Origin of the sequence: Martinezella lusitana (genome assembly GCF_010668395.1) — a bacterium.
GTDB lineage: Bacteria > Pseudomonadota > Alphaproteobacteria > Rhizobiales > Rhizobiaceae > Rhizobium > Rhizobium lusitanum_A.
Genome location: NZ_WUEY01000001.1, coordinates 615642 through 639067 on the forward strand (window position 1 = coordinate 615642; position 23426 = coordinate 639067).

The 23426-nt window shown below is 62.6% G+C and carries 28 protein-coding genes; 18 read left to right on the top strand and 10 right to left on the bottom strand.

Annotated elements, in window-relative coordinates:
• The first annotated feature begins 45 nt into the window (after positions 1-45).
• A complete protein-coding gene (gene mug / locus GR212_RS03045) occupies positions 46-627 on the top strand; it encodes a G/U mismatch-specific DNA glycosylase (RefSeq protein WP_163984965.1) in 582 nt (193 codons plus the stop codon).
• Positions 628-655: 28 nt separating this feature from the next.
• Here the strand turns inward: mug and GR212_RS03050 are convergent, their stop codons facing one another.
• Complete coding sequence (locus tag GR212_RS03050) at positions 656-1210, bottom strand: NADPH-dependent FMN reductase (protein ID WP_163984966.1); 555 nt, start codon at positions 1208-1210, stop codon at positions 656-658.
• Between the two features lie 59 nt (positions 1211-1269).
• Here GR212_RS03050 and GR212_RS03055 point away from each other — a divergent pair, with 59 nt between their 5' ends.
• Positions 1270-1752: a MarR family winged helix-turn-helix transcriptional regulator gene (locus GR212_RS03055; protein WP_348643430.1), complete on the top strand. Its 483-nt coding sequence runs from the start codon at positions 1270-1272 to the stop codon at positions 1750-1752.
• A 6-nt stretch (positions 1753-1758) separates the two neighbouring features.
• Here the strand turns inward: GR212_RS03055 and GR212_RS03060 are convergent, their stop codons facing one another.
• Positions 1759-2265: a hypothetical protein gene (locus tag GR212_RS03060; protein WP_163984967.1), complete on the bottom strand. Its 507-nt coding sequence runs from the start codon at positions 2263-2265 to the stop codon at positions 1759-1761.
• A gap of 83 nt (positions 2266-2348) precedes the next feature.
• On the opposite strand from GR212_RS03060, the gene GR212_RS03065 reads away from it, so the two are divergent.
• The 3 genes from GR212_RS03065 (at position 2349) to GR212_RS03075 (ending at position 4009) form a co-directional block, all read left to right on the top strand.
• Complete coding sequence (locus GR212_RS03065) at positions 2349-2963, top strand: TetR/AcrR family transcriptional regulator (protein ID WP_163984968.1); 615 nt, start codon at positions 2349-2351, stop codon at positions 2961-2963.
• A gap of 101 nt (positions 2964-3064) precedes the next feature.
• Entirely contained in the window at positions 3065-3439 is a 375-nt protein-coding gene (locus GR212_RS03070) for a DUF4180 domain-containing protein (RefSeq protein ID WP_163984969.1), read from the top strand.
• A gap of 18 nt (positions 3440-3457) precedes the next feature.
• The gene (locus GR212_RS03075) at positions 3458-4009 is read left to right on the top strand and encodes a GNAT family N-acetyltransferase (RefSeq protein WP_163984970.1); all 552 of its coding nucleotides are present in this window, start codon (positions 3458-3460) and stop codon (positions 4007-4009) included.
• 38 nt (positions 4010-4047) lie between these two features.
• Here GR212_RS03075 and GR212_RS03080 read toward each other — a convergent pair whose 3' ends face one another.
• Positions 4048-4611: a methylated-DNA--[protein]-cysteine S-methyltransferase gene (locus GR212_RS03080; protein WP_163984971.1), complete on the bottom strand. Its 564-nt coding sequence runs from the start codon at positions 4609-4611 to the stop codon at positions 4048-4050.
• Positions 4612-4787: 176 nt separating this feature from the next.
• On the opposite strand from GR212_RS03080, the gene GR212_RS03085 reads away from it, so the two are divergent.
• Complete coding sequence (locus tag GR212_RS03085; protein WP_163984972.1) at positions 4788-5045, top strand: hypothetical protein; 258 nt, start codon at positions 4788-4790, stop codon at positions 5043-5045.
• A 72-nt stretch (positions 5046-5117) separates the two neighbouring features.
• The gene (locus tag GR212_RS03090; protein WP_163984973.1) at positions 5118-5741 is read left to right on the top strand and encodes a 2'-5' RNA ligase family protein; all 624 of its coding nucleotides are present in this window, start codon (positions 5118-5120) and stop codon (positions 5739-5741) included.
• Between the two features lie 9 nt (positions 5742-5750).
• On the opposite strand, the gene GR212_RS03095 is transcribed toward GR212_RS03090, so the two are convergent.
• Both GR212_RS03095 and GR212_RS03100 read right to left on the bottom strand, forming a co-directional pair.
• A complete protein-coding gene (locus GR212_RS03095) occupies positions 5751-7388 on the bottom strand; it encodes a SulP family inorganic anion transporter (protein ID WP_163984974.1) in 1638 nt (545 codons plus the stop codon).
• Between the two features lie 89 nt (positions 7389-7477).
• Positions 7478-8359 carry a LysR family transcriptional regulator gene (locus tag GR212_RS03100; protein ID WP_163984975.1) on the bottom strand — a complete coding sequence of 294 codons (882 nt, stop codon included), beginning with the start codon at positions 8357-8359 and terminating at the stop codon, positions 7478-7480.
• Between the two features lie 91 nt (positions 8360-8450).
• Here GR212_RS03100 and GR212_RS03105 point away from each other — a divergent pair, with 91 nt between their 5' ends.
• The 3 genes from GR212_RS03105 to GR212_RS03115 all read left to right on the top strand — a co-directional run bounded on the left by GR212_RS03105 (position 8451) and on the right by GR212_RS03115 (position 12046).
• A complete protein-coding gene (locus GR212_RS03105) occupies positions 8451-9425 on the top strand; it encodes a quinone oxidoreductase family protein (RefSeq protein ID WP_163984976.1) in 975 nt (324 codons plus the stop codon).
• Positions 9426-9683: 258 nt separating this feature from the next.
• Positions 9684-10865 carry an MFS transporter gene (locus tag GR212_RS03110; protein ID WP_163984977.1) on the top strand — a complete coding sequence of 394 codons (1182 nt, stop codon included), beginning with the start codon at positions 9684-9686 and terminating at the stop codon, positions 10863-10865.
• A gap of 119 nt (positions 10866-10984) precedes the next feature.
• Entirely contained in the window at positions 10985-12046 is a 1062-nt protein-coding gene (locus GR212_RS03115) for a M14 family zinc carboxypeptidase (protein ID WP_163984978.1), read from the top strand.
• Between the two features lie 291 nt (positions 12047-12337).
• Here GR212_RS03115 and GR212_RS03120 read toward each other — a convergent pair whose 3' ends face one another.
• Positions 12338-12859 (bottom strand): MarR family winged helix-turn-helix transcriptional regulator, encoded by a 522-nt coding sequence (locus GR212_RS03120; protein ID WP_163984979.1) that lies wholly within the window; start codon positions 12857-12859, stop codon positions 12338-12340.
• Between the two features lie 152 nt (positions 12860-13011).
• Between GR212_RS03120 and GR212_RS03125 the strand changes: the two genes are divergently transcribed.
• The 5 genes from GR212_RS03125 to GR212_RS03145 all read left to right on the top strand — a co-directional run bounded on the left by GR212_RS03125 (position 13012) and on the right by GR212_RS03145 (position 15937).
• A complete protein-coding gene (locus tag GR212_RS03125; RefSeq protein ID WP_163984980.1) occupies positions 13012-13362 on the top strand; it encodes an ArsC family reductase in 351 nt (116 codons plus the stop codon).
• Between the two features lie 49 nt (positions 13363-13411).
• The gene (locus tag GR212_RS03130; protein WP_163984981.1) at positions 13412-13837 is read left to right on the top strand and encodes a putative toxin-antitoxin system toxin component, PIN family; all 426 of its coding nucleotides are present in this window, start codon (positions 13412-13414) and stop codon (positions 13835-13837) included.
• 1 nt (position 13838) lies between these two features.
• Positions 13839-14066 carry a toxin-antitoxin system HicB family antitoxin gene (locus GR212_RS03135; RefSeq protein ID WP_163984982.1) on the top strand — a complete coding sequence of 76 codons (228 nt, stop codon included), beginning with the start codon at positions 13839-13841 and terminating at the stop codon, positions 14064-14066.
• Between the two features lie 27 nt (positions 14067-14093).
• Positions 14094-14567, top strand: coding sequence for a Cys-tRNA(Pro) deacylase (gene ybaK / locus GR212_RS03140; protein ID WP_163984983.1), 474 nt, complete (start codon positions 14094-14096; stop codon positions 14565-14567).
• Between the two features lie 116 nt (positions 14568-14683).
• Positions 14684-15937, top strand: coding sequence for an aminopeptidase (locus GR212_RS03145; protein ID WP_163984984.1), 1254 nt, complete (start codon positions 14684-14686; stop codon positions 15935-15937).
• 75 nt (positions 15938-16012) lie between these two features.
• On the opposite strand, the gene GR212_RS03150 is transcribed toward GR212_RS03145, so the two are convergent.
• Positions 16013-16603 (bottom strand): NAD(P)H-dependent oxidoreductase, encoded by a 591-nt coding sequence (locus GR212_RS03150; RefSeq protein ID WP_163984985.1) that lies wholly within the window; start codon positions 16601-16603, stop codon positions 16013-16015.
• Positions 16603-18204 carry an exodeoxyribonuclease VII large subunit gene (gene xseA, locus GR212_RS03155; protein WP_163984986.1) on the bottom strand — a complete coding sequence of 534 codons (1602 nt, stop codon included), beginning with the start codon at positions 18202-18204 and terminating at the stop codon, positions 16603-16605. The genes GR212_RS03150 and xseA overlap by 1 nt, the downstream gene beginning before the upstream one ends.
• 239 nt (positions 18205-18443) lie before the next feature.
• Here xseA and GR212_RS03160 point away from each other — a divergent pair, with 239 nt between their 5' ends.
• Entirely contained in the window at positions 18444-18674 is a 231-nt protein-coding gene (locus GR212_RS03160) for a homogentisate export protein (RefSeq protein ID WP_163984987.1), read from the top strand.
• A gap of 1 nt (position 18675) precedes the next feature.
• Here the strand turns inward: GR212_RS03160 and GR212_RS03165 are convergent, their stop codons facing one another.
• Positions 18676-20529: a hypothetical protein gene (locus tag GR212_RS03165; protein WP_246725663.1), complete on the bottom strand. Its 1854-nt coding sequence runs from the start codon at positions 20527-20529 to the stop codon at positions 18676-18678.
• A gap of 223 nt (positions 20530-20752) precedes the next feature.
• Here GR212_RS03165 and GR212_RS03170 point away from each other — a divergent pair, with 223 nt between their 5' ends.
• Together GR212_RS03170 and GR212_RS03175 are read left to right on the top strand one after the other, a co-directional pair.
• The gene (locus GR212_RS03170; RefSeq protein WP_163984988.1) at positions 20753-21766 is read left to right on the top strand and encodes a glycosyltransferase; all 1014 of its coding nucleotides are present in this window, start codon (positions 20753-20755) and stop codon (positions 21764-21766) included.
• The gene (locus GR212_RS03175) at positions 21763-22149 is read left to right on the top strand and encodes a GtrA family protein (RefSeq protein WP_163984989.1); all 387 of its coding nucleotides are present in this window, start codon (positions 21763-21765) and stop codon (positions 22147-22149) included. Before GR212_RS03170 ends, GR212_RS03175 begins: the two co-directional genes overlap by 4 nt.
• Before the next feature lie 104 nt (positions 22150-22253).
• Here GR212_RS03175 and GR212_RS03180 read toward each other — a convergent pair whose 3' ends face one another.
• The gene (locus GR212_RS03180) at positions 22254-23240 is read right to left on the bottom strand and encodes a Gfo/Idh/MocA family protein (RefSeq protein WP_163984990.1); all 987 of its coding nucleotides are present in this window, start codon (positions 23238-23240) and stop codon (positions 22254-22256) included.
• Positions 23241-23426 lie beyond the last annotated feature (186 nt).

Below are 23426 nucleotides of genomic sequence, written 5' to 3' on the forward strand. Positions count from 1 at the left end.
TACGCCGCGTCGGCTCTCGCCTCCGCTTCCGCCGGAAGTCTCCATATGCAAGATGATGCCAGAGCCGAAAGTATGGACGCCCAATGCGAAACGGCCGCACCGGCCGGTGGATTGTCCGAGATTCTTGCCCCTCGCCTCTCGGTGGTTTTCTGCGGATTGAATCCCGCGCTCACGGCACATCGGGACGGCCATAACTTCTCGAACCGCAGCAATCGCTTCTGGCGGGTACTGCATCTTGCCGGCTTCACCCCTCGCCTGCTGCGGGCGGAGGAAGAACTGGAGATGCTGCAATACGGCCTTGGCCTGACATCGGCCGTCTCCCGTCCGACGAAAAGTGCCAGCGAGCTGAAAAGGAGCGACTATATTGCCGCCGCCCCTGTGCTTGAAGACAAGATCCGAAGGCTTGCGCCAGGCCACCTGGCGTTTCTGGGCAAGGCGGCCTATACGGCCATCAGCCTTCGGGCCGATATCGAATGGGGCAGGCAACCGGATGACTTTGCCGGCGCGTCGGTCTGGATGCTACCGAACCCAAGCGGCCTCAACAGGGCTTTCGACCTGGCGAAACTGACCGAGCATTATCGCGAAATGAAGCTGGCGATCGATCGTGCGGCGGCCTCCACCGGATAGCCGGGATGCGCAACGGACAAACTGCCGGTCAGCCGCGGCCCAATTCGCCAAATGCCTGTTCGAGCATCGGCCGTCCTTCGGCGAACTCCGTCTCGGGCTCCACCTCGCCGGAATTCGCCTCGATGCGGGCACGCGACAGGGTGAAGCCGGGCATGGTTTCGACCGGTTTCATCTTCAATCCGGTCAACACCTGATGAAGCTGGGCGGCGCATTTGTTGCCGCCATGGCCGCCATAGGTCACGATCATGGCCGGCTTGCCGGCCCACTCCCGATAGAGATGGTCAAGGGCATTCTTCAGCACGGCCGGATAGCCCCAATTATATTGCGGGCTGACGAAGACAATGGCGTCGCCGCTGGCGATCTTTTCGCTCCAGGCCTTGGTGAGACCGGTGCGATAGTCCCCCGTTGCCGGGATGCTCGGCTCGCCGTCCATCGGTAAGGGCCAGTCGCGGAGATCGACAATCTCGAACTCGGCCCGCAGCATCGCGCGGCCGATCGACGTCACCCATTCGGCAACAGCGGGGCATATGCGGTTCGGCCTGACACTGCCGACGATGACAAGAATTCTGGATGGTACAGGCATGGCGCGCTCTCTATTTATGTGTATAATACACTTAAATCGAAAAGGCGGGATCTGTAAAGGTGCAAAATACACATATTCTCGATGAGCTGGCCGGCGGCCTGCTCGACATCGTCAATTTCCTGAACGCGCCGCAACGCGACGAAGCTCTTTTGCGCGCGGCGGGCGTGCAGCTCGACCGCGCCCTGTTTCCATTGCTCGCGAGGCTGGGGATGCAAGGACCGCTCGGCGTTGCCGAACTCTCCGAGCAGGTGGGACGCGATTATACGACGGTCAGCCGCCAGCTGGCGCGGCTGGAAAGCCTCGGGCTCGTCACCCGCAACGCCGACATCGAAGATCGGCGCCGATCGATCGCGGAGATTACCGACGAGGGCAGCATACGCTTCAGGGCGGTGCGCGCGGCACGCAGGCGGGCCTTGACCCAGGCGCTTGCCGACTGGACCGATGACGACCGGCAATCGCTCACGCGGCTCGTCCGCCGCTTCGCCGATGCGCTCGGCGAGCTGCCGCTGATGGAGGGCGATAGCGACCCTGGTTCGGCCTGATGTCGCTTATCGCGCCTGATCGGCCGATTGCGCGGCAACGCTCATGTAGCGCGACAGCAGATGCAGGTTGCGACCGAGCGACATGCCAATGAAGCCGGCCCAGATCGCGGCGGCAAGCGGCGGGACGACGGGGGCTGAAAACCAGACGGCATGCATCGCCGCTGCGGCATGCAACAGGAATTCAAAGGCAAAGGATGCAAGGATGATGACCAGCATCATGATATCGCCGGGCAGCGAGAGCGATCTCTTCACCCTGTCGACCTCCAGCTTCCAGGCGCCGACATGCCGCCAGCCGATTGCCACGCCGATACCGAGCCCGATGAGCGCGAAAAGCAGATCGAGCGAACTTGCCTCCGAGAAGAGCCCGTCAAAGCCGCGTGCGCCCAGAACCGCCATCAGGACCGGCATGACGGCAAGGCGTTCGACGCGGATCGTGCGCGGCCGGCAACGCGACACGCCGATCCATAACAGCAGCAGGAACAACGCATAGACATAGACGGGAATATGGGTCATCGCCGGAGCTCCGTGACGGCAGGATTGCGGGCGGGGAAGAAATAGCCCATAATCTTAACGACGTAAAGATTGGAGACGATCGATTGACCAGCAACGAGGCCGGCCCTCCCTCGCGCTACCATCACGGGGATTTACGCAACGCCTTGCTCGCGGCGGGCCGTACCCTGCTGGAGGAGGGCGGACCGACGGCACTCAGCATGAGGGAGATCGCACGCCGCGTCGGCGTTTCCGCGCCGGCCGCCTATCATCATTTTTCCGGGCTGGACGATATTGCCGTGGCGCTTGCCGAGCGCGGCTTTGCCGAATTGGCGGAACGCCTCCAGGCCGCGCCCAGCAACGCCAAGGGCCAGCTGGCACCGGCAGGCATGGCCTATGTCGCCTTTGCCCGGAAAAATCCGGGGCTGTACCGCCTGATGTTCGGCGAGGGCTTCCATACCGCCTTCGCCGCCGACGACAGGATACGCTCGCTGCGCTCGGCCGCATACGAGGTTCTCAAGGCTGGTCTTTCGAAGCGCCTGCCGCCCGACGAGATCGGCACGGCGGCGCTTTTTCTCTGGTCCTTGACCCATGGGCTGGCGCTGCTGATGATCGATGGCCAATTTGATCCGGGTGCGGACCCCGATGCATTGGTCGCCGCGGTTCTACGGCTATCCGGCAAAGGGCTTCCGACCTCCGCGGGCTCGAGGGATCATGCATAGCGGCTCTAGGATCGGCATGCCCCGCATGATAGCTATCCTCGGCCAACCGCACGGAATGGTGGCGCGAGCTTTCCTTTCAACAGAACGCAAAGTCGAAGAGCATGTACACAGTCAAAGATTTCTCCGGCCGAAAGGTCGTCATCGGCGATGACAGCGGCCCGCTTCTGGCCAGCGAAAGGGACGTGAACGATTGGATCAGCGCGGCGTGGGATGCGGATGCCAAGCTTGTGGTCGTTCCGACATCGCGGCTGAACGAGGAATTTTTCCAGCTCTCGACCCGCATCGCCGGCGCAATCATCCAGAAATTCGTCAACTATCGCTCTCAGCTCGTCATCCTCGGCGATATCTCGCAATGGGTCGCGGGCAGCAACGCGTTGCGCGATTTCGTCTATGAATCGAACAAGGGGCGCGAGGTCTGGTTTCTGCCGGATATGGATGCTCTGGCTCAGCGCCTTCAGCCGACCGCCCAAAGCTAGCTCCGGAGGTTTGACTTCATGGAACCAACGCTCTCGCCGCCGCGACTGGAAACAGAGCGGCTCATCCTGACCGGCCATACGCTTGATGACTTCGTACCGCTTGCCGGCATGTGGAGCGATCCGCTGGTCGTAAAGCATATTTTCGGCAACGTCGTCTCCACCTCCAGGGAATCATGGATGCGGATGCTGTCCTATCACGGCCTTTGGCCGTTGCTCGGACATGGCTACTGGGCGGTGCGCGAGAAATCTTCCGGCCGGTATGCCGGCGATCTCGGCTTTGCCGATTTTCATCGGGTCATGGAACCGCCGATCAAGGGCATTCCGGAAGCCGGCTGGGCGCTGGCGACATGGGCTCACGGCAAGGGCTTTGCCACCGAAGCGCTGGGAGCCGCCGTTGCCTGGCTCGACGATCAGCCTCGATTTGACCGCAGCGTCTGTCTCATCTCGCCCGGCAATACGGCTTCGATCCGCGTCGCCGAAAAGGCCGGCTATCGCGATCCGAAGCCGGTCCGTCTCAACGACAAGGACACGCTGCTGTTTTCCCGCGCCCGTCAGGCGCGGAAAGAATAGGGCGAGCGGCCGAGACCCTTCGCCCTTGATTTCATGATCTAAAACGCCAGCGACTGCTGTACCGGCTTCGGCGGCGCCAGCTGAACGCCTTCCAGCTCCAGCATGCGCGCCTTGGCGTTCGAGCCACCGGGCGCGGAAAAGCCGCCGATCTTGCCGCCGGCCGCCAGCACGCGATGGCAGGGGATGATCAGCGCCACCGGATTTTTGGCCATGGCCTGCCCGACATCGCGGGCGGCTTCCGGCCCGGCACCGAGCTGCTTGGCCAGGCTTCCATAGGTGGTGGTATGGCCCCAGCCGACCTGCCGGGCGGCATCGTAGATCTGCCTGAAGAACGCATCCTGCTCGCCGAGATCGAGCGCGACGCCGGAAAAGTCGATCTCCTCGCCCGCGAAATAACGCTTCACCTGGGCGATCACCTCTGCGACCGCCGGGGTCGGCGTGCCGGGCTGCGCATCCGGCAGCCGGCGCAGAAGCAGGCGCTCGGTCGCTCCCGCATCCTTGGTCGGCAATTGAAAGCGCAGGATGCCGACATCGCTCCAGGCGATGCCGCAGAAACCGCCGGCGGTTTCGAAGATCGAATAATTCTGCCTTGTCTCGTTCATGACGAAAGCTCCCGTGTTTCCACTTGTCATGAAAATCGTCCCGGAGAGCGTCGAATTCAACCCGATTCTTGCGAAGATCGAACGTTGCCACCGTCTTTGCCACAACGAAATCGCGCAAAGACGGTGGCGAGCACGTCTATCAATACCCGCCGCCGGACGGAGGAGAACTCTGCGTCATGCCGCTGCCGGAACTGCCGCCACCGGACGTGGAGCAAGACGCGACCCCAAGGCCGATAAGAGCGAGAACAACGGCCGAAAAGAAAATTTTGGCACACATGGATGGTCATTCCTTTTTGAGAGAGAACGGCTACGAAACCCCAACTTGGAATGAACAGATCAGGCCGGACTTTTATTCGGTCGCTCTTTTCAAAATGAGGATCGCCGGTCGCAGCCGCTCTCAGCTGCTATTTGTTCTTGTTTTGTTCTTGATCTGACTGCTGTCTCGTCGTATGATTTCCGGATCGGGAAAATGGAAGGAGGCAGAGCGGGCAAGCTTTGAGCGATCCATGAAGAACAGCGGGCAACTTTCACTCAATCTTGGAAATGGATCGCGCAGCCGGACACCGCCGCCTCCGGGGCAAGAACCCGCCAATGGACTCTATTTTGCCATCCTGCCCGACCAGGAGACTGCCGCGCGCAGCTTTGAACTCGCCGGAACGTTTCACCGCCAATACAGCTTTTCAACGAAGCCGCGGCGCAAGGATCTATTTCATATCACCCTCTATCAAATGCAAATCGATCCGGCGCGCGAATTGCCGGAGGACGTAGCGTTTGCGGCAATGGAAGCAGCGTCGACGATCAGAAAGCGATCGTTTCCAGTCCTGTTCGATCGGGCTGTAAGCTTCGGCAATAGAGACAATCGGCCGCTTGTCTTGTGGAACAAGGATGGAAACGCGGAGCTGAAAGCGCTTCATCGCGAACTGGATGAAGCCGTGGAACTGACAGGCTTCAAGAGAGGGCGCGAAAAGCTGGTCGAGCCGCATATGACGCTGCTTTATCGCGGGCACGTTGTTCCGGATATCTTGCTTGAGGAACCCGTTTCGTGGACCGCCAGGGATTTCGTGCTGATCAATAGCCTCTACGGCAAGGCAACTCACGATCATCTTTGCTATTGGACGCTGCACGACTGAATGGGGCGCTCAAGCCTTTGGCTGATCGCCCGCCATCACCGCCGCAACGGCGTCATCGACGCTGAAGCTGCAGCGGCCGTTGACGTCGGCAATGCCGGCGACCGTCATGAGATCGCGGACGCGGTCATGCACACGGGCAAACTGGACGCGCAGGCCCGTGCGCTGCATGGCGCCATCGAATTCCGTCAGGGCATCCATCGCCGTGCTGTCGATGTCGGAGCTTTCCTCCAGGCTGAGGATGACGGCCCGCAGCCCGGTTTCGCTGCGGCTGTCCGAAAGTATCTCGCCGAAGATCGTATCGGCATTGCCGAAGAACAGGGTTTCGCCGGGGCGCCAGATGGCGATGCCCGGTATCTCGGAGGCATTGTCGTGTCTGGCGATATCGACGAAGTCATGGCTGTTGTCCAGCCGGCCCAGACGGGCGACATGCGGCGACGCCAGGCGATGCATCATGGCGGCGAGCGAGAGCGCGATCGCCAGCAGCATGCCGTTGAGGACGCCGAAGGCCAGCACGCCGACAGCGGCGCCCAGCGCCACGTAGAAATCGCGATGCAGGCGGCGCAGACGCAGGATCGGGCTTGGATCGAGCGCATGAGTAAGGGCTGCGATAACAACGGCTGCCAGCACCGGTTCCGGCAGAAGCGCGACGAGCGGCCCGGCGCAGGCAATCAGGACCGCAAGGCCGATAGCGGCAAAGACGGTGGTGGCCCGCGTCTTCGCCCCGGCCGCCTCGCTGGCGAAACCGGCGGAAAAACCCGCGCCGACCGGCATGCCCTGAACGACGGCGCTCGCTATGTTGGCAGCACCGAGCGCGCCAAGCTCGCGATTGACCTCCAGCGTCTCGCCGTAGCGCAGCGCTAGGGCCCGCATCGTTCCCCAGGATTCGGCAAAGAGGATCAGCACGAGCGGCACGGTGAACTGCACGAGCCGCGAATAGGACGTCCAGTCGGCATCCGGCAACGACGGCCACTGCGGCAGGATCTCGATAGGTCCGACCAGCTTCACCCCATGGCTTTCAAGGCCGAACAGATAGGAGGATAGGATGCCGGCGGCGAGCACGAGGAAGGCGCCGGGAACACCCGGCAGTCGCTTCAGCAGCAGCAATGCCGCCAGCGCGACGACACCAACGGCGACGCTGATCGGATTCCATTGCAGGACGGCACCGAACAGCGCGGCCGCATAGGTCAGGATGTTCGAGCCCTGCACGGGCACGCCGACGAGGATCGGAAGCTGATGCAGGATGATGGTGATCGCCAACCCGAAGGCGAAGCCGCGCAGCACGGGCCGCGAAATGAAGCCGGTGATGCCGCCAAGGCGCAATGCGCCGGCGACGACGAAAAGAATGCCGGCAAGCGCCACGGCTACCGTGGCAAGCCCCGCCTTGACGGTGGCGTCGCCCGGCACCACCGCCAAGGTGGCGGCAAGAATGGCGGCCGACGAGGATGTGGGAGAGACGATGGCGAAGCGGCTGCGCCCGAATATGGCATAGACCAGACATCCGGCGATGCCGGCGAGGATGGCCCGATGCGGCGGCAGACCTGCAATCCCTGCGTAAGCGACCGCTTCCGGCAACATCAGCCCGGCAACCGATATGCCCGCGACCAGATCCGCCTTGTCCACCACGAACCAACTGCCCAGCTTCGTCATCGATCACCGACCGTAAGGATCGCCCATCCACCTATGGATAGAGATTCGCCGCCTGGCTGCAACAGGAAAATTCTGATCGGAAGCTGGCCTTACGCGGCCGCGTCAGCGCCATCGCGCAGCGGGCAGCTTCGCCCGATGACGTCGGTGACGAAGTCCATCACCGCCCGGATCGCCGGCGAGCGGCGCAGATCCGGATAGGTGACGAGCCAGAGGTCGCGCGTGGGCGACGGGATCGCCACGGGCAGGCGCGTCAGACCCGCCTCGCGATTGCCCAGAAAGGCCGGAAGCGCCACGACGCCGAGGCCGGCGCGCGCGGCCTCGAGCTGGCCGAATACGTCGGTGGCGCGAAAGACGATCGGCCGGCCGTCGAGGAGGCTGCGCAGCCAAGTCTGCTGCGTCAGATGCTCCATTGCCGTGTCGTAACCGATGAAAGCCCAATCCTTCTCGGGCATTTGCGCCACGGACGGTATGGCATAGAGGCCAAAGCGCATGACCCCGATGCGCCGCACCAGCAGATCGCTCTCTTCCGGCCGCGTCATGCGCACGGCAATGTCGGCCTCGCCGTAATTGAGCGCGGCCCGGCGGGTGACGCCTGCAATGGTGAGGGTGATATCCGGATGCTCCGCGCGGAACAGGGCGGCTTTCTGGGCGAGAAGATGGGCGGCGATCGAGGGCGGCGCGCTGACCTTGACGGCAGCCGAAAGGCCGGCGACGGCGCTCTTCGAATAACGCCTGATCGCCTCGACATTCTCCTCCATCCCCGTCACCAGTTCGGCAATGGCGCGGCCGTCCGCCGTCAAAGGCGAGGTGCGCGGCCGCCGGTCGATGAGGCGCAGGTCGAGCGACCGCTCCAGCGCGGCAATGCGCCGGCCGACCGTTGCGTGGTCGACGCCCAGCTCCCGCGCCGCCGCCGAAAGCGAGCCGGTTCGTGCCAGGGTGGCGAAATGAAGAAGGTCCTGCCAATCGATCATCGGTGCATTATTGCACAGATACGGTGAGTTCATACCGAATTTATTCAAATCGGCGTTTATGGTCAAAGGTCTCCTGAAAGGAGACTTCCGCATGCCCCTAGCGATTGCCATTACCGGCCCCGGTGGACCCGAGGCCATGAAAGCCGTCGATCTCCCAGCCACAGAACCAGGCTCCGGCCAAGCCCGGATCCGCCAAAGCATATCCGGCGTCAACTTTGTCGATATCTATGTCCGTTCCGGGCTCTATCCGCTGCCGCCGGGTCAGAGCGTGCTCGGTTTCGAGGGCGCCGGCGTCATCGAGGCGGTCGGCCCCGACGTCGAAGGGCTGAAGGCCGGTGACCGTGTCGCCTATATCGGCCACCCGCTCGGCAGCTACGCCGAGGTGCGCACGATGCCGGCCGCCCGTCTTGTGAAATTACCCGACGACGTCAGCGAGCGGGTTGCCGGCAGCACGATGCTGCGCGGGCTGACAGCCCATATGGTGCTGCAAAAGGTCTATCCCGTAAAAGCCGGCGAATGGGTGCTGGTCCACGCAGGAGCCGGCGGCCTCGGCCAGCTCGTCACGCGCCTTGCCAAGCGGCTCGGCGCGAACGTCATCGCCACGGTCGGCTCCGAAGCCAAGGCCGGTTTTGCCTACGAGGCCGGAGCCGATGTGGTTCTCCTGCATACATCCGAGGATTGGGTGGAGGAAGCGCGCCGCATTGCCGATGGCCGCGGCGTCCATCTCGCCATCGACGGGATCGGCGGCACGATGCTGTCGCAGACGCTTGCCTCCGTCCGCCCCTTCGGCATGGTGGCAAGCGTCGGCCAGGCCGCCGGCCCTATCCCGCCGATCCAGATCGAGGAGCTGACCGCGCCCCGCGCCATCGGCTTGGCGCGACCGAGCATATTGACCTACGCGAACGATCCTGAACTTTATCGTCAAGGCACGACGGCGCTGATGGCGGCGCTGCAGGCCGGACTGGTCAATCCGATCGGCGCCGAATACGAGCTCAAGGATGCGGCCCGCGCCCACGCCGATCTCGAGGCCGGGCGCACGACAGCCAGTGTCATCCTCACGATGTGAGGCGTTTCGGGCGGGGCCGGCAAACCGGCCCTGCTCCCGCGATGCGGGATTTTCAGAGGCACGCATAATCAATTCATCCCGTCAATGGCTTTTGCTGCAAGGCAGCAATTCGTTGACCATGCCTGCCCTTGCCTGATACCGGTTATCCGTGGCGACGCACGGCCGCTGGGCCGCCGCCGTCATGGCTATCCGATACAAACCCCGTCCTTCGTGGCAAACAGCATGGACACCGTTGCCGGTGCCCGCAGGCGATATCCCGTGAACACTGCCTCCCAGACCGTCCGCTCCACCTCGACGCTATCCCTCCTGTCGATCGTCGCACTGACATTCTTCGGCTACATCGCCATCGGCCTTCCGCTCGCGGTGCTGCCGACCTATGTCGATAGCGGCCTCGGCTTCGGCGTCATCTGGGCCGGCATCGCCGTCAGTACGCAATATGTCGCGACCATCGTAAGCCGCGCGCAGGTCGGGCGGCTCTGCGATCAATACGGGCCACGCCGCTCGGTCTTGCTCGGGTTCCTTGCCTACGGGCTTTCCGGCGTGCTGACGCTCGCCTCCACGTTCACGGTCCATGTCCCGACGGCGAGCCTTGCGCTGCTGCTTGCCGGCCGGCTGGCGCTCGGCATCGGCGAAAGCTGGGTGAGCACGGCGGCGATCACCTGGGCGATCGGCCTGATGGGGTCGCGCGAGACGGTTCGCATCATCTCCTGGAACGGCATCGCCACCTACGGCGGCATCGCGCTCGCCGCACCTTTCGGCGCCTGGCTGCAGGGGCAATACGGCTTCTTCGCCATCGGCGTCGTCACCATCGTCCTTGCCGTCGCCGGCTTCATGCTGGCGCAGACGCGGCCGCCCGTGCCCGGCGTCAAGGAAAAGGGCATCGGCACCGGCCAGGTGCTGAGCCGGGTCGCGCCGTTCGGCATCGCGCTCGCGCTTGCCTCCAGCGGCTTCGGCGTGGTCATGGCTTTCGTCGCGCTGTTCTTCCATAGCCGCAACTGGGATGGCGCTTCTTTCGCCCTTAGTGCTTTCGGCCTCGCCTTCATGGGCGTACGCCTCGGCCTTGCACAGGCAGTCGCCCGCTTCGGCGGCCTGCCGCTGGTGCGAATTTCTCTCGTCATCGAGATCATCGGGCTGGCGGCTCTTGCCCTCGCCCCCTCCCCGACCGTCGCCATCATCGGCGCGGCGCTTGCCGGCGCCGGCTTTGCGCCTGTCTTCCCGGCGCTCGGCAACGAAGCCATGGAACGCATCCCGCCGCAGAATCGCGGCGTCGCGCTCGGGCTTTATTCGATCTTCCTCGATGTGTCGCTCGGCAGCACCGGCCCGATCGCGGGTCTGTTCGCCGATCATCTCGGTTATGCCGCGCCCTTCTCCTTCGGCGTCGGCGCGGTGCTGTTCGGCCTGATCCTGAGCTTCTGCCTGCGCAGGAACCGCAGCCTCTGACAGGCATTTCGACCCACTCTCTCCGACCCTAATCTGGTCGGATCGCGACAAACGGTTGCGGCATGCGGGCAACGCTTGATATGGGTCTGCGATCATTATCGGCAGCAGGAGGCCCGCACATGAACGTCACCGAAATCGTTATAGAGGGCGACACTCCGGGGATTGCCTGGCGGCTGCCAATCCTGCATTTCGCCGGCAACAGGGCCGATGCGCCCAAGGTCTATATTCAGGCCGCCCTGCATGCCGGCGAGCTTCCGGGCACGGCCCTGGTGCATTTCCTGTGCGAGCGGCTTCGCAAAGCGGAAGCTGCCGGGACTATCTCGAGCGATATCGTCGTCGTGCCGCATGCCAATCCGATCGGCGCGGCGCAATCGCACTTCGGCGAGATGCAAGGCCGCTTCGACCTGGGCTCGCGCACCAATTTCAACCGCGATTTCCCACTGATCTCCTTGCGCGACCGCGATCATCTGATCGAGAATCTCGAACGCTATCCCGCTGTCGACAGGCTGAAGCGGCAGCTGATCCACATGGCGCTCGGCGCCGATCTGGTGATCGATCTCCACTGTGACGACGAATCCCTGCAATATGCCTATATCGACGAGGCTTTCTGGCCCGAGGCGGCGGACCTCGCCGCAGCGCTTAAGATGGATGCCGTGCTGTTGTCGGACGGCGAAAGCTCGGCTTTCGAGGAAGCCGTCAGCTTTGCCTGGAAATACGAAGTGCCTGGAGAAAAGAAGGCACAACTGCCGGGCAAGCTTTCGGTGACGGTCGAATTGCGCGGCACCCGCGATGTCTATCCGGAAATGGCAAAGGACGATGCCGAAGGCCTCTGGCGCTTCCTGGCGGCGCGCGGCGCGGTGCAGGACGACAGCGTCGCACTCGGCGCCTTTGCCGGGCCTGCCGTGCCGCTCGACAATGTCGAGATGATCCGCGCTCCGCAGGCTGGAACCGTGCTTTTCCATCGCAACATCGGCGAGCGCGTCGAAGCGGGCGATCTGCTGGCGACCATCATCACAGCCCCAGGCATGCCGGACGGAACCATCGATGTCCGCGCACCGCAGGCGGGCCTGATCGTGACCCGCGTTTCGGACCGGCTGGTACGCCGTCGGGGCGACCTGATGAAGATCGGCTCGGAAAAGCCAAGCTCGGTCGTTCGCAAGCCGGGCACGCTGGAAGACTAGGCCGCCCTACCGGCCGTCAATCACCTTACATCGTATGGCAAAGGCGATGACGGTCGCTTCCCGCAGGAGCGTACCGAGACGGCGAACAAGATGTTGCGCGCCCATAAGGGCCGCGAGGACGACGTCCGTTAGCCGGGTTATTTTTGAACGATTTTCCATCACGATCATGCCTCCGATCGAATTGATGCAGGCGATGTTCAGATCATCGAAGGAAGCAATCATGCGCCCTTCAAAATATATGCATGCATAGTGCATATATTTTGAAGGGCTGTCAAGGCCGTGTTCCCGAGGCTATGTCATGAAGGTGATGGGGCAGCGATCCTGGTCGCAAACGCCCTGATCGCAAACGCGACAGACCACATCCTGATCGTCGCCGAGATCGACCAGGGCCGGCAACAGCTTCTCGACCAGGCGACCTAGCTGATCCGCCTCTTCAGGCTTCAAGGCTTTGAACGCCCGGCCGATGACGGCGCGGCGGGCGGCAAGGCTACGATCGAAAAGCACACGGCCGCTCTCGGTCAATTGCAGCGATCGGGCGCGCTTGTCCCCTTCGACGCCGCCGGCGCGCAACACGAGATCGGACGCCACCAACTGGTCGACAAGGCGCACGGTGGCGGAATGGGAGAGCGCGATCATCCGGCGCAGGGTCTCGATGGTCAGGCCGGGCTCGGTGCCGATTTGAACGATGGCAGCAATGGCGCTCGGCCCAAGGCCGGTTTCGTCGGCAAAAGCCTTTTCCATCTTGTCCACCAGAGCGAGGCTCATGGCGCCAAAGAGATTTTCCAGCCGCAAAGTTTCCCTGTCTGTCGTCATGCTCTGTCCGCCATGAATATGCATGCTGCATATTTACAGGATTGTCGGTGGCAACCGCAATGGATGAAGAGAACCGCTTCACCATACCTCCGGCTTTCGCCGGGCTTTGTTCGCATGCTATGCGCTATCAGACAGCAAGAGACGGATTCGACATGACGATCACCATTTACGGCATCAAGAACTGCGACACGATGAAGAAGGCGCGCACCTGGCTCGAAGGTCGCGGCATCGCCTATGACTTCCATGATTACAAGGCCGTCGGCATCGACAGGGATCACCTGGAGCGCTGGACGAAGGACGCGGGCTGGGAAGTCGTCCTCAACCGCGCCGGCACGACCTTCAGAGCCCTGCCGGAAGCGGATCGCGCCGATCTGACGCAGGACAAGGCCATTGCCTTGATGCTGGCACAGCCTTCGATGATCAAGCGCCCGGTTCTGGAAGCCGACGGAAAACTGCTTGTTGGATTCAAGCCGGATATTTATGCGGGCTTCTTCGAGGCTTAAATGGCCGCCGCATCTTTGAAAGTGATAGCGTATATGCTATCATTTTCGCATGAAGGTCGTCATTGACACGAACATCCTCGTTTCCGCGATCATGAACGCCGATGGTGCACCACGACAGGTCATCCGCCTCTGTCTTGAAGAGCGCCTGGTTCCACTGGTCAGCAATGCTTTGTTTGCCGAATACGAGGACGTTTGCGGAAGGGATGCCCTTTTCGATAGTCGGTTCATCTCAAAAGAAGAGCGCATTGTGCTCCTCGATGCATTTCTTTCAAGCTGCCTGTGGATTCCCATATATTACCTATGGCGCCCAAATTTGCGCGACGAGGGAGACAATCATTTGATCGAACTCGCGGTTGGTGGCGGCGCTTCGGCATTGATAACCGCAAACAAGAAAGATTTCGCCCAAGCGGAATTGCTGTTTCCGCAGCTGGAAATTCAGACAGCAGGTGAGTTCCTTATTCGGAGGAAGATTTGACATGAGCACGCTGACAATTCGCCTTCCAAACGATCAGCACGAACGGCTGAAGGCTCTTGCTGCTTCTCGCGGGACAAGCCTCAACAAGCTTTTCGAAGAGCTGACCACAAAAGCACTCACGGAGTTCGATGCCGAGACACGGTTTCGGCTCAGAGCGGCCAAGGGCGACAAAACTCGTGGCCTGGAAATTCTCGAAAAGCTCGATCGCGCTCATTCCGAGCACCGATAACGTCGCACGCCTGGAAATATTACTGCCATGTCAAAAACCACCCGCGCGACGCAAGTGCTGACCCAGGCCAAGGTCGCCTTTACCGTCCATACCTACGACTACGATCCGACCGCCGAGCGTGTCGGCCTGCAGGCGGCGGAAGCGCTGGGCGAGGAGCCGTATCGCGTGCTGAAGACGCTGATGGCGGAAGTGGACGGTAAGCCGGTTTGCGCCGTCGTCCCCTCCAATCACGAGGTCAGCATGAAAAAGCTCGCGGCGGCCTTCGGCGGCAAGTCGGCTGCCATGATGAAACCCGCCGATGCGGAACGCCTGACGGGCTATCATGTCGGCGGCATCAGCCCCTTCGGCCAGAAGAAGCTGGTGCCGACCGCGATCGAGGCGCAGGCGATGACCGAGGCCTATGTCTACATCAACGGCGGCCAGCGCGGCCTGCAGGTGAGGCTCAGCCCACAGGATGCCTTGACCGCGCTCAAGGCCAAGGCCGCGCCGCTGATTGCCTGACGATCGCTCGACGATCACTTGGCGATCTCCGGGATCGGACAAAGCGCCTTCAATTTCGCCGCAAAGCGGTCTAAGTCTTCAAACCATCTTTCGATAGCAAGCACGCAGGTTTCGCCATGACATCAGCCTCCCCCAACCATCATCCCGTCGATCACACCAAGCTGGAGAAGCTTGCGGAAGTGGCCGTAAAGGTCGGGTTGCAGCTTCAGGAAGGCCAGGATCTGCTCGTGACCGCGCCCGTCGCGGCGATGCCGCTGGTGCGGCTGATCACGCGCGAGGCCTATAAGGCCGGCGCCGGGCTCGTCTCCACCTTCTATTCCGACGAAGAGACGACGCTTGCCCGCTATGAATATGGTCAGGATGCAAGCTTCGACCGCGCCGCGAACTGGCTCTACGAGGGTATGGCCAAGGCTTTCTCCAACAATACGGCGCGGCTCGCCATTGCCGGCGACAACCCGATGCTGCTCTCCAATCAGGATCCGGCCAAGGTAGCCCGCGCCAATCGCGCCAATTCGGCCGCCTACAAGCCGGCGCTGGAAAAGATCTCGAATTTCGACACCAATTGGAACATCGTCTCCTATCCGAACCTCTCCTGGGCGAAGCTGGTCTTCCCGAACGACCCGGAAGCCATCGCGGTTGCCAAGCTCGCCAAGGCGATCTTCTCGGCCTCGCGCGTCGATGTCGAAGATCCGATCGCCGCATGGGCGGAACACAATGCCAATCTGCGCAAGCGTTCGGCCTGGATGAACGGCCAGCGCTTTGCCGCCCTGCATTTCCAGGGACCGGGCACCGACCTGACGGTCGGTCTCGCCGATGGCCATGAATGGCACGGCGGCGCCTCGACAGCCAAGAACGGCATCACCTGCAACCCGAACATCCCGACGGAAGAGGTCTTTACCACGCCGCATGCGCTGCGTGTCGAGGGCCATGTCTCCTCCACAAAGCCGCTGTCGCATCAGGGCACGCTGATCGACAATATCCAGGTGCGCTTCGAAGGCGGCCGGATCATTGAAGCCAAGGCGACGCGCGGCGAGGAAGTGCTGAACAAGGTGCTCGACACCGACGAAGGCGCACGCCGGCTCGGCGAAGTGGCGCTGGTGCCGCATTCCTCGCCGATCTCGGCGAGCGGCATCCTGTTCTACAATACGCTGTTCGATGAAAACGCCTCGTGCCACATCGCGCTCGGCCAGTGCTATTCGAAGTGCTTCATCGACGGCGCCAAGCTCAGCCAGGAGCAGATCAAGGCGCAGGGCGGCAATTCCAGCCTGATCCATATCGACTGGATGATCGGCTCGGACAAGGTGGATATCGACGGCATCAATGCCGACGGCTCGCGCGTGCCCGTCATGCGCAAGGGCGAATGGGCATAACCAGGTCCAGACATTCAAATGCGAACGCGCCGCGGCACTCCTGCCGCGGCATCTTTTTTGGCAAGAATCGCAGGATCAGATCGTCGCCAGGGCTTTCCTGACGCGGGCAAGATGCGCCTTGCGGCCGGCTTCGGTGACGCGATCCATGTCATGCAGCGCCAGCATGCGGAAACTCAGCCGCTTGGCGCAAAAGGCGGCGATGCCGCGCTTCAACAGGCGGCGCACGGGATTGCCCATATAGAAGTGCACGATCCACCAGGGCGAGCCGGTCGTCGTCAGCGCCCAGAACAGGCGGATGTTGGTGAGCTGCGGCACGATGCGGCCGCCGGCCGGGTCATGGGTGAAAGCGACCCCGGGCGCGAAGGCGCGATCGAAGAACCCCTTGAGAATGGCCGGAAAATTGAACCACCATTGCGGAAAGACCAGGATCAGGCCTTCGGCCGCGCGCAACCGCGTCACGATGTCGTCGACGCCTGCGGTATCATAAGGCTGGTCGAAGTAACCGCGCCGCTCGGCTTCCGAGAGACTGGGATTGAAACCTTCGCGATAGAGATCGAGCAGATCGACCTCATGGCCGCCGGCAACAAGCGTCTCCCGCGCAACCTTTGCCACAGAAGCAGCAAAGCTATCCTCGAGCGGATGAGCCAGGACCAGCAGGATGCGCATCAGAAGAGGCTTCCCTGTTTCGGCGGAGCGGCAGGTTCGGCCGGCCTGGTGGCGCGCTTCTTCGAAGGCGGAGCGCCTGACGGCGGCGTTGCCTCGCTCTCGCCGGTGACTGCGCCGATGCGCCCATCCGCGAATTCGATCGAGATGGCGGCGCCGGTCGAAAGCGCTGCCGCCAGCGAAACCGGGCGGTCATCCTCGTCCCGCACGACCGCGTATCCGCGCTTCAGAACGTTCTTGTAGGAGAGCGATTGCAGGATGCGCTCCTGCGCCACCAGCTCGCTGCGCGCGCGCGTCAATTGATGGCGGATGGCGGTATCGGTGCGCTGCACGAGATTGCCAAGACGGTCGCGGGCGCGGCCCGTCTGCGCTTCGAGGCGCGACGGCAGCGTGGCGAAAACGGCATCGGCGCGTTCGATGCGGGCGCGCGAACGGTCGAGCATGCGCTCGATGGTCCGCTCGGCGCGGGTCATCCTCTCACCCAGCTGCTGGCGGCGCTCGGCAATGCGGTTCGACAGGATATCCGGCCGCAGCTGCGTGGCCATGCGTTCGAAGGAACGGCGCTTGTTAAGCGTGTTCAGCTCCAGTCCCCGGCCGAGGCCGGCGGCGGCCTCGTCGAAGCGACGGCGCGGCAGAGCCAGAATCTGGTCGAGCGACGGCAGGGCGCGCAACAGCGCGCGCACAGTTTGCCGGCGCTGATCCATCTGCCTGCTCACCCCGCCCTGCAGTCGGGCGGCAAGGCTTGCGAGCTGGGCTTCCAACTCGGCCTTGACCGGCACGGCCATTTCCGCCGCCCCGGTTGGGGTCGGCGCGCGTACGTCTGCCGCATAATCGATCAAGGTCCAATCGGTCTCGTGCCCCACGGCCGAAATCAGCGGGATCCCGCTGGCCGCGGCAGCACGGACGACAGCCTCGTCGTTGAAACTCCAGAGGTCCTCAAGACTGCCGCCACCGCGCGCCACGATCAGTACATCGGGGCGCGGGATCGGCCCATCGGGCGCAAATTCGTTGAAACCGCGAATGGCGTTCGCCACCTCGTCGCCGGAGCCCTCTCCCTGCACCTTCACCGGCCAGAGCAGAACATGCACGGGGAAACGATCGGAGATGCGGTGCAGGATATCGCGGATGACGGCGCCGGTCGGCGACGTGACCACACCGATCACCTTCGGCATGAAGGGAAGCCTGCGCTTGCGCTCGGGATCGAAAAGACCCTCGGCGCCGAGCTTGCGCTTGCGCTCCTCCAGCAGCGCCATCAAGGCACCCGCGCCGGCCGGCTCCAGGGTCTCGATGACGATCTGATATTTCGAGGAGCCCGGGAAGGTCGTCACCTTGCCCGTCGCGATCACTTCCATCCCCTCCTCGGGGCGGAATTTCAGCTTGGAGAAGGTGCCTTTCCAGATCACCGCATCGATGCGGGACCTGTCGTCCTTTAGCGAAAAATAGGCGTGGCCCGAGGAATGCGGTCCGCGATATCCGGAGATTTCCCCGCGCACGCGCACCTGGTCGAACGCGTTCTCGACCGTGCGCTTGATCGACCCGGACAATTCCGAGACGGAATATTCCGTCAGGTTCGACGGCGAATCACTCTCAAAAAAGCTGCTCATGGCTTCTTTCTAGCCCATGTCGCGGAAAATGCGGAGCCTAGCGCACAACCCCTCAAACCGGAATTGCGCGGAGAAAAGGATTGTACGCAGATTTAACGTGCTGCCGCGTCATTGCCCATAGCGAAGGCCCTGCGGTGCGGCCGTGCTTCATCAAGCGTTAACCCTGTCGGCAAAGCCTTTTTTAGCCATCCACGCGTAAATCTGTGCAAACTGGGTTTTGGTAAAGAGGACATGGAGCGATGATATTCGCGACCGCCACGATCATCGGAATTGCCGCCGGCCTGCAGCGCTCGACGATCGGCGCGTTGCTGGGCGTGGCGCTGATGAGCATCGCCTTCATGGCGGCGGTGGCGATATCAATCGTTCCTCCGCCGCTGGTGACGCTCTTCGTCGCCCTCGGCGGCTACAATCTCGGCTTCATCGGCTACCTCATCACGGCCGATATGGTGGGGCATCGCCGCCGCGCCTAGCTCAATCCTGCGGCTTGAAGCGGAAGAACTGAACATCCGAACTGGCCGAGGCTGGAATGGGCTGCAGATAGGCCGGCACATGGCCCGCGCCAAGTTGGGCATAGAGCCCCTTGGGCGCCCGCTCGGCCAGCATCCCCACCTGCGGATCGCCCTTGCAGAAGGCGAGCAGGGTTACCTTCGCCTCGCGCAAGAGCGCTTCCGCCTGTTGCGGCTCCGCAAGAGCAATATGCAGTTCGGCGAGCATCCCGGCCTGATCGCGATGATAGGGCCCGGAAAGAGCGCGATGCGGCGTGAAGCGCAGAAGCGGCGCACCCATGTTGGAAGCTGACACGATCACGCCGGGCTTCAGGCCGGAGATAGGCGCAAGCGCCGCCTTCGAGGCGCAATCAGCAGTCTCCTCGGCCTTGGCGGGCGTCGCGACGGCCAGGCCATTACCAAGTCCCTTGCTGGCAAGCGCGCCGCCGACTGCCCACACGGCCGGAACGGAAACCAGCATCGTCAGCACATAGAGCAAGGCGGAACGCAGGCTCCCGGTATTGGCCATATAGTTCCGGCGCAATTCGGCGATCAACTGCGCCAATGGCAGGATTGCCAGCAGATTGGCGAATTCCGCACCGCGTACCTGCACGAGCGTAATCGCCCAGTTGATCCCGATCACGGCCATCAGCATCGCATACAGGCTCGCGCGATCGCGGCGCAGGATGCGAACCGCACAGACGATCAGGGCCAGAAGGCCCGTGGCATAGAAAGCGCCGAGCGTGTCGGGCTCGGTGCGGGCGATCGAGAAGATCGGCTGTGCTTCGGTCACCCTGCTCAGCCAGAGGTCCACCAGCATCGGATCCAGATCGGCGAGCGGATTGCGCAGGCATTGCGGCGCGAGCGCCACGATCGTCGCGAAAACGAACGCGCCATTGGCCGCCAGTACGGCAATCCGCCACGGGCGGGACAGGCGGCTGGCAAAGAGCGCCGACAGTAGAAGCCCGATGCAGCCGGCGCTGGTGATGCCGTAGAAGCCGAGCGAAAGATTGTCGCAAGTGACCGTGGAATAGAGACGCGGCGGCACGAGCGAGAAAAAGGCGGCGCTGACGGCAATCGTCAGAGTCAGGGCAAAGGCCTTTGCAGTGGGGGCGAAGACCTCGGCTTTCCAGGCCCATAAGCAGGATACCGCCATGCAGGTGACAGCGACGAAGGGCGTCGTCTCCGCGCCGATGCCAAGCTGGACGGCAAGCGCGACGGCGGCGATGGCGAAATTGCGCGGCCGATAGGTTTCATCGACCAGCATGGCGGCCGTGAGGGCGACGAGGCCGAGTTGGACATTGTCGTGATCGATGGATCCCGGCACGAAGCGCGACGAGATCAGGATAAAGAGCGCCGTCAGGATCAGCGAAAAATGCATGCCTTCCGTACCGGCGATGCGCCGACCCGCAAGGCCCATGAAGAACAGCAGCGGCAGGATGAGCAAGAGCGGCCAGATGGTGAGCGCCGCCGCTTCGGCCCCTTCGGGTGAGAAGAACATCCGGAAGAAGAGGATGAGGCTCGCAATCGGCAGATCGATGAAGCGCGACCAGTGCATCAGCGTTCCGCCTTCGAGGCCGAGGCGGTATTGCATCATGTCGAACCAGCCCTGACCGGCGAGGAAATCGCGCACCTCGACGAGACGCATCGTATCGTCGTTGTCGGGGCCGACATAGTCCGTAAAGTGGCGATGAATGACGAGCTGCGCGACGATGACGACGACGGCATAGATGAGCGCGACCCAGGCGGGATGTGACCAGCGCAGCGGCGCCTTCCTGTCTGCCGCTCCGGCTGCCTCGGGCGGCATTGCCAAGCTCTGCGCCATGTCGATGAACCCCATGTTGGAAGCATATTCGGGCGATACGCTAGCGGCTGCCCATCAAAAAAAAGTAAAGCGGATACCCGCTGCCGAAATCATCACGATAATGTTTTTCGCAATGCCGGGATCCCGCCATTTTTATTGCGCAGCCATAGGGTCTTATTAACAGCCAACGGGATAAGCTCTCGTCCGGATTGTCCATCGGGCCTCACCTGGACTTCACACTTAGCAACCGGCCAAGACCATGTGGAATGAGAAGCTGAACATCGCCGTCCTTCTGCCCTGCTACAACGAGGCCGCAACGATCGGCGATGTCGTACGGGGCTTTCGCAAGGCACTGCCGCAGGCCTCGATCTACGTCTACGACAACAATTCCACCGACGGCACCGCGCTGCACGCCATGCTCGCCGGCGCGACGGTCGTGCGCGAGCGCCGCCAGGGCAAAGGGCATGTGGTGCGCCGCATGTTCGCCGATATCGACGCCGACATCTATCTGATGGCCGACGGTGACGGCACCTATGCGCCGGAAGATGCCGAAGAGCTGATCCGCACGCTGCTGACGGAAGGCTCCGACATGGTCGTCGGCACGCGGCGCAACGTGCATAACGACGCCGGCCGCCAGGGCCACGCCTTCGGCAACCGCATTTTCAACTGGCTCTACCGCACCATTTTCGGCACCGATTTCACCGATATCTTTTCCGGCTACCGCGCCTTCTCGCGCCGCTTCGTCAAGAGCTTCCCGGCAGTTTCCAGCGGCTTCGAGATCGAGACCGAAATGTCGGTCCACGCCTCGCGGCTGAAGCTGCCCGTCAGCGAACTGGAGCTCGACTATGGCCGGCGGCCGGAAGGCTCGCACTCCAAGCTTTCCACCTTCCGCGACGGTTGGAAGATCCTCTGGATGTTCGCGATGCTGATGAAGGAAACGCGGCCTTTCGCCTTCTTCGGCATTCTGAGCGCCATTTCCATGGAGCTCAGCATCGGTTTTTCTATCCCGGTCCTCTTCGAGTATTTCGAAACCGGCCTCGTGACACGCATGCCGACCTGGGTGCTCTCGATGGCGCTGATGATGATTGCCTTCATGCTGTTTACCGCCGGCCTGATCCTCGATTCCGTGGCGCGTGCGCGTGCGGAGCAATTGCGCATCCACTATATGAGCCTGGCCAAGCCGACCTCGCGCGAGAGCGGCGAAGACCAGACGGTCTACACGACGGAACTTGAGAAGCCGGCAAGCCGGAAGAAAAGGGCCAAGGCCGCATGAAGAAGCTGCTTCGCTTCCTGATCGCCGGCGGCGTCGGTTTCGTGGTCGACGCCGGCGTCCTGCACTTGCTGCTGTGGTTCACGCCGGTCGGCCCCTTCATCGGCCGGGCCGTCTCCATCCCGAGTGCGCTGCTTGCGACGTGGTTCATCAACCGCAACTTCACCTTCGGGCGATCCGACCGGTCGCTGGCGGCCGAGGGCTTTCGCTACGGATCGGTGGGCCTGACCTCCGCGCTTTTGAACTACGCCCTGTTCAGCTCGCTGCTGATGGCCGAGCCGGGGCTCAGGCCGATCATCGCCCTGACGCTCGCTTCGGCGGCGGCGACGGCGTTCAGCTTCTTCGGCTATTCACGCTTCGTCTTCCGCCACCGGCAAAATCCCTGAAACAATTCCAGGAAAGATGCGAAGCGGTCTTCCGTCCGGAACTGCGTAAAAAATAGAGCGGCTCAGCGCTTTCGCGAAAAGCCGAGCCGCTCCCCAAAAGCAGGTCAGACCGGCTCCCAGCCATCCTTTTCGCTGGCGCGATAGATGGCGTCGATGACCTTCTGATTGAGCTTCGAGCTTTCCAGCGGCACGATTTCCGTACCCTCGCCGAGGGCGGCCGAGGCGAAGGCCTCCGCCTCACGCTTGTACTGGCGGCTGTCGGGGAAGCGGAAGATCTGCGATTCCGAGTGACCGCGATTGCTCAGCTCCAGCTCTTCCGCGCCATAACGATCGGCATTGAAGGGCGACTTCACCTCGATGAAACCCTCGGTGCCGTGGAAGACCATGACCTGGCGATTGGCCATCTGCGTCGAGATGTAGAAGGTGAGCTCGAAGTCGCCGAAATCGGCCTTGACGCTGGAATAGATGTCGGTGCCGAATTCCGGGTCGCGCTCCGTCACGGCCTGGATGCGCAGGGGTTCGCGGCCGGTGACGAAACGGGTGCTGATCGTCGGGTAGACGCCGATATCGGGCAGGCCGCCGCCGCCGAGCGCCGGGATATTGCGCATGTTGCCGGCATCGCGGTTGAAATAGGTGAAGGCGCCCTGGATATGGCGAAGGCGGCCGATGGCGCCATCGGCGAGCAGCGAGCGGACCTTCCGCCAGACCGGCGTATAGGTGACCATATAGGCTTCCGTCACCAGCACCTTGTTGCGATCCCGGGCGGCGATCAGGCTATCGATCTCATCCGCCCTGAGCGCGATCGGCTTTTCGCACAGCACATGCTTGCCGGCATCGGCCGCCTTGATCGTCCATTCGACATGCTGCGAGGTCGGCAGGGGGATGTAGACCGCGTCGATGGTGTCGGAGGCGAGCATCTCCTCATAGGAGCCAAAGGCATGCGGCACCGAGAAGCGATCCGCCATCTGCCGGGCGCGATCGAGATCGCGGCTGGCGATCGCGGTAACAACGCAGTTTTCCGCATCCTGAATGGCCGGCACCACCAATTCGCGGCCGATCTTCGCCGTCGATAGAATTCCGAAGCGCAGCATACTCTCTCTCCTGAAACATCGTCCCGAAGCAGACGGCCGCATGGCGATGATCGCAAGACGGCCCTTCCGGCGGGATCCTTTATGAACACGGTGCGTGAAGCGAAACGCGGGTCATTCCGCTCTGGACAAAACCGGCGCAACCTTATTCGGCCCTTGCCGAAGGCGCAACGCCCGAAGCGGTCCGCA

Coding starts and splice junctions, on each gene's coding strand:
- GR212_RS03160 (WP_163984987.1), top strand. CDS start 18,444: ATGATATTCGCGACCGCCACGATCATCGGAATTGCCGCCGGCCTGCAG.
- mug (WP_163984965.1), top strand. CDS start 46: ATGCAAGATGATGCCAGAGCCGAAAGTATGGACGCCCAATGCGAAACG.
- GR212_RS03175 (WP_163984989.1), top strand. CDS start 21,763: ATGAAGAAGCTGCTTCGCTTCCTGATCGCCGGCGGCGTCGGTTTCGTG.
- GR212_RS03080 (WP_163984971.1), bottom strand. CDS start 4,611: ATGAACGAGACAAGGCAGAATTATTCGATCTTCGAAACCGCCGGCGGT.
- GR212_RS03095 (WP_163984974.1), bottom strand. CDS start 7,388: ATGACGAAGCTGGGCAGTTGGTTCGTGGTGGACAAGGCGGATCTGGTC.
- GR212_RS03170 (WP_163984988.1), top strand. CDS start 20,753: ATGTGGAATGAGAAGCTGAACATCGCCGTCCTTCTGCCCTGCTACAAC.
- GR212_RS03125 (WP_163984980.1), top strand. CDS start 13,012: ATGACGATCACCATTTACGGCATCAAGAACTGCGACACGATGAAGAAG.
- GR212_RS03120 (WP_163984979.1), bottom strand. CDS start 12,859: ATGACGACAGACAGGGAAACTTTGCGGCTGGAAAATCTCTTTGGCGCC.
- GR212_RS03090 (WP_163984973.1), top strand. CDS start 5,118: ATGAAGAACAGCGGGCAACTTTCACTCAATCTTGGAAATGGATCGCGC.
- GR212_RS03145 (WP_163984984.1), top strand. CDS start 14,684: ATGACATCAGCCTCCCCCAACCATCATCCCGTCGATCACACCAAGCTG.
- GR212_RS03130 (WP_163984981.1), top strand. CDS start 13,412: ATGAAGGTCGTCATTGACACGAACATCCTCGTTTCCGCGATCATGAAC.
- GR212_RS03165 (WP_246725663.1), bottom strand. CDS start 20,529: ATGGGGTTCATCGACATGGCGCAGAGCTTGGCAATGCCGCCCGAGGCA.
- xseA (WP_163984986.1), bottom strand. CDS start 18,204: ATGAGCAGCTTTTTTGAGAGTGATTCGCCGTCGAACCTGACGGAATAT.
- GR212_RS03085 (WP_163984972.1), top strand. CDS start 4,788: ATGCCGCTGCCGGAACTGCCGCCACCGGACGTGGAGCAAGACGCGACC.
- GR212_RS03050 (WP_163984966.1), bottom strand. CDS start 1,210: ATGCCTGTACCATCCAGAATTCTTGTCATCGTCGGCAGTGTCAGGCCG.
- ybaK (WP_163984983.1), top strand. CDS start 14,094: ATGTCAAAAACCACCCGCGCGACGCAAGTGCTGACCCAGGCCAAGGTC.
- GR212_RS03060 (WP_163984967.1), bottom strand. CDS start 2,265: ATGACCCATATTCCCGTCTATGTCTATGCGTTGTTCCTGCTGCTGTTA.
- GR212_RS03150 (WP_163984985.1), bottom strand. CDS start 16,603: ATGCGCATCCTGCTGGTCCTGGCTCATCCGCTCGAGGATAGCTTTGCT.
- GR212_RS03075 (WP_163984970.1), top strand. CDS start 3,458: ATGGAACCAACGCTCTCGCCGCCGCGACTGGAAACAGAGCGGCTCATC.
- GR212_RS03135 (WP_163984982.1), top strand. CDS start 13,839: ATGAGCACGCTGACAATTCGCCTTCCAAACGATCAGCACGAACGGCTG.
- GR212_RS03105 (WP_163984976.1), top strand. CDS start 8,451: ATGCCCCTAGCGATTGCCATTACCGGCCCCGGTGGACCCGAGGCCATG.
- GR212_RS03100 (WP_163984975.1), bottom strand. CDS start 8,359: ATGATCGATTGGCAGGACCTTCTTCATTTCGCCACCCTGGCACGAACC.
- GR212_RS03115 (WP_163984978.1), top strand. CDS start 10,985: ATGAACGTCACCGAAATCGTTATAGAGGGCGACACTCCGGGGATTGCC.
- GR212_RS03070 (WP_163984969.1), top strand. CDS start 3,065: ATGTACACAGTCAAAGATTTCTCCGGCCGAAAGGTCGTCATCGGCGAT.
- GR212_RS03180 (WP_163984990.1), bottom strand. CDS start 23,240: ATGCTGCGCTTCGGAATTCTATCGACGGCGAAGATCGGCCGCGAATTG.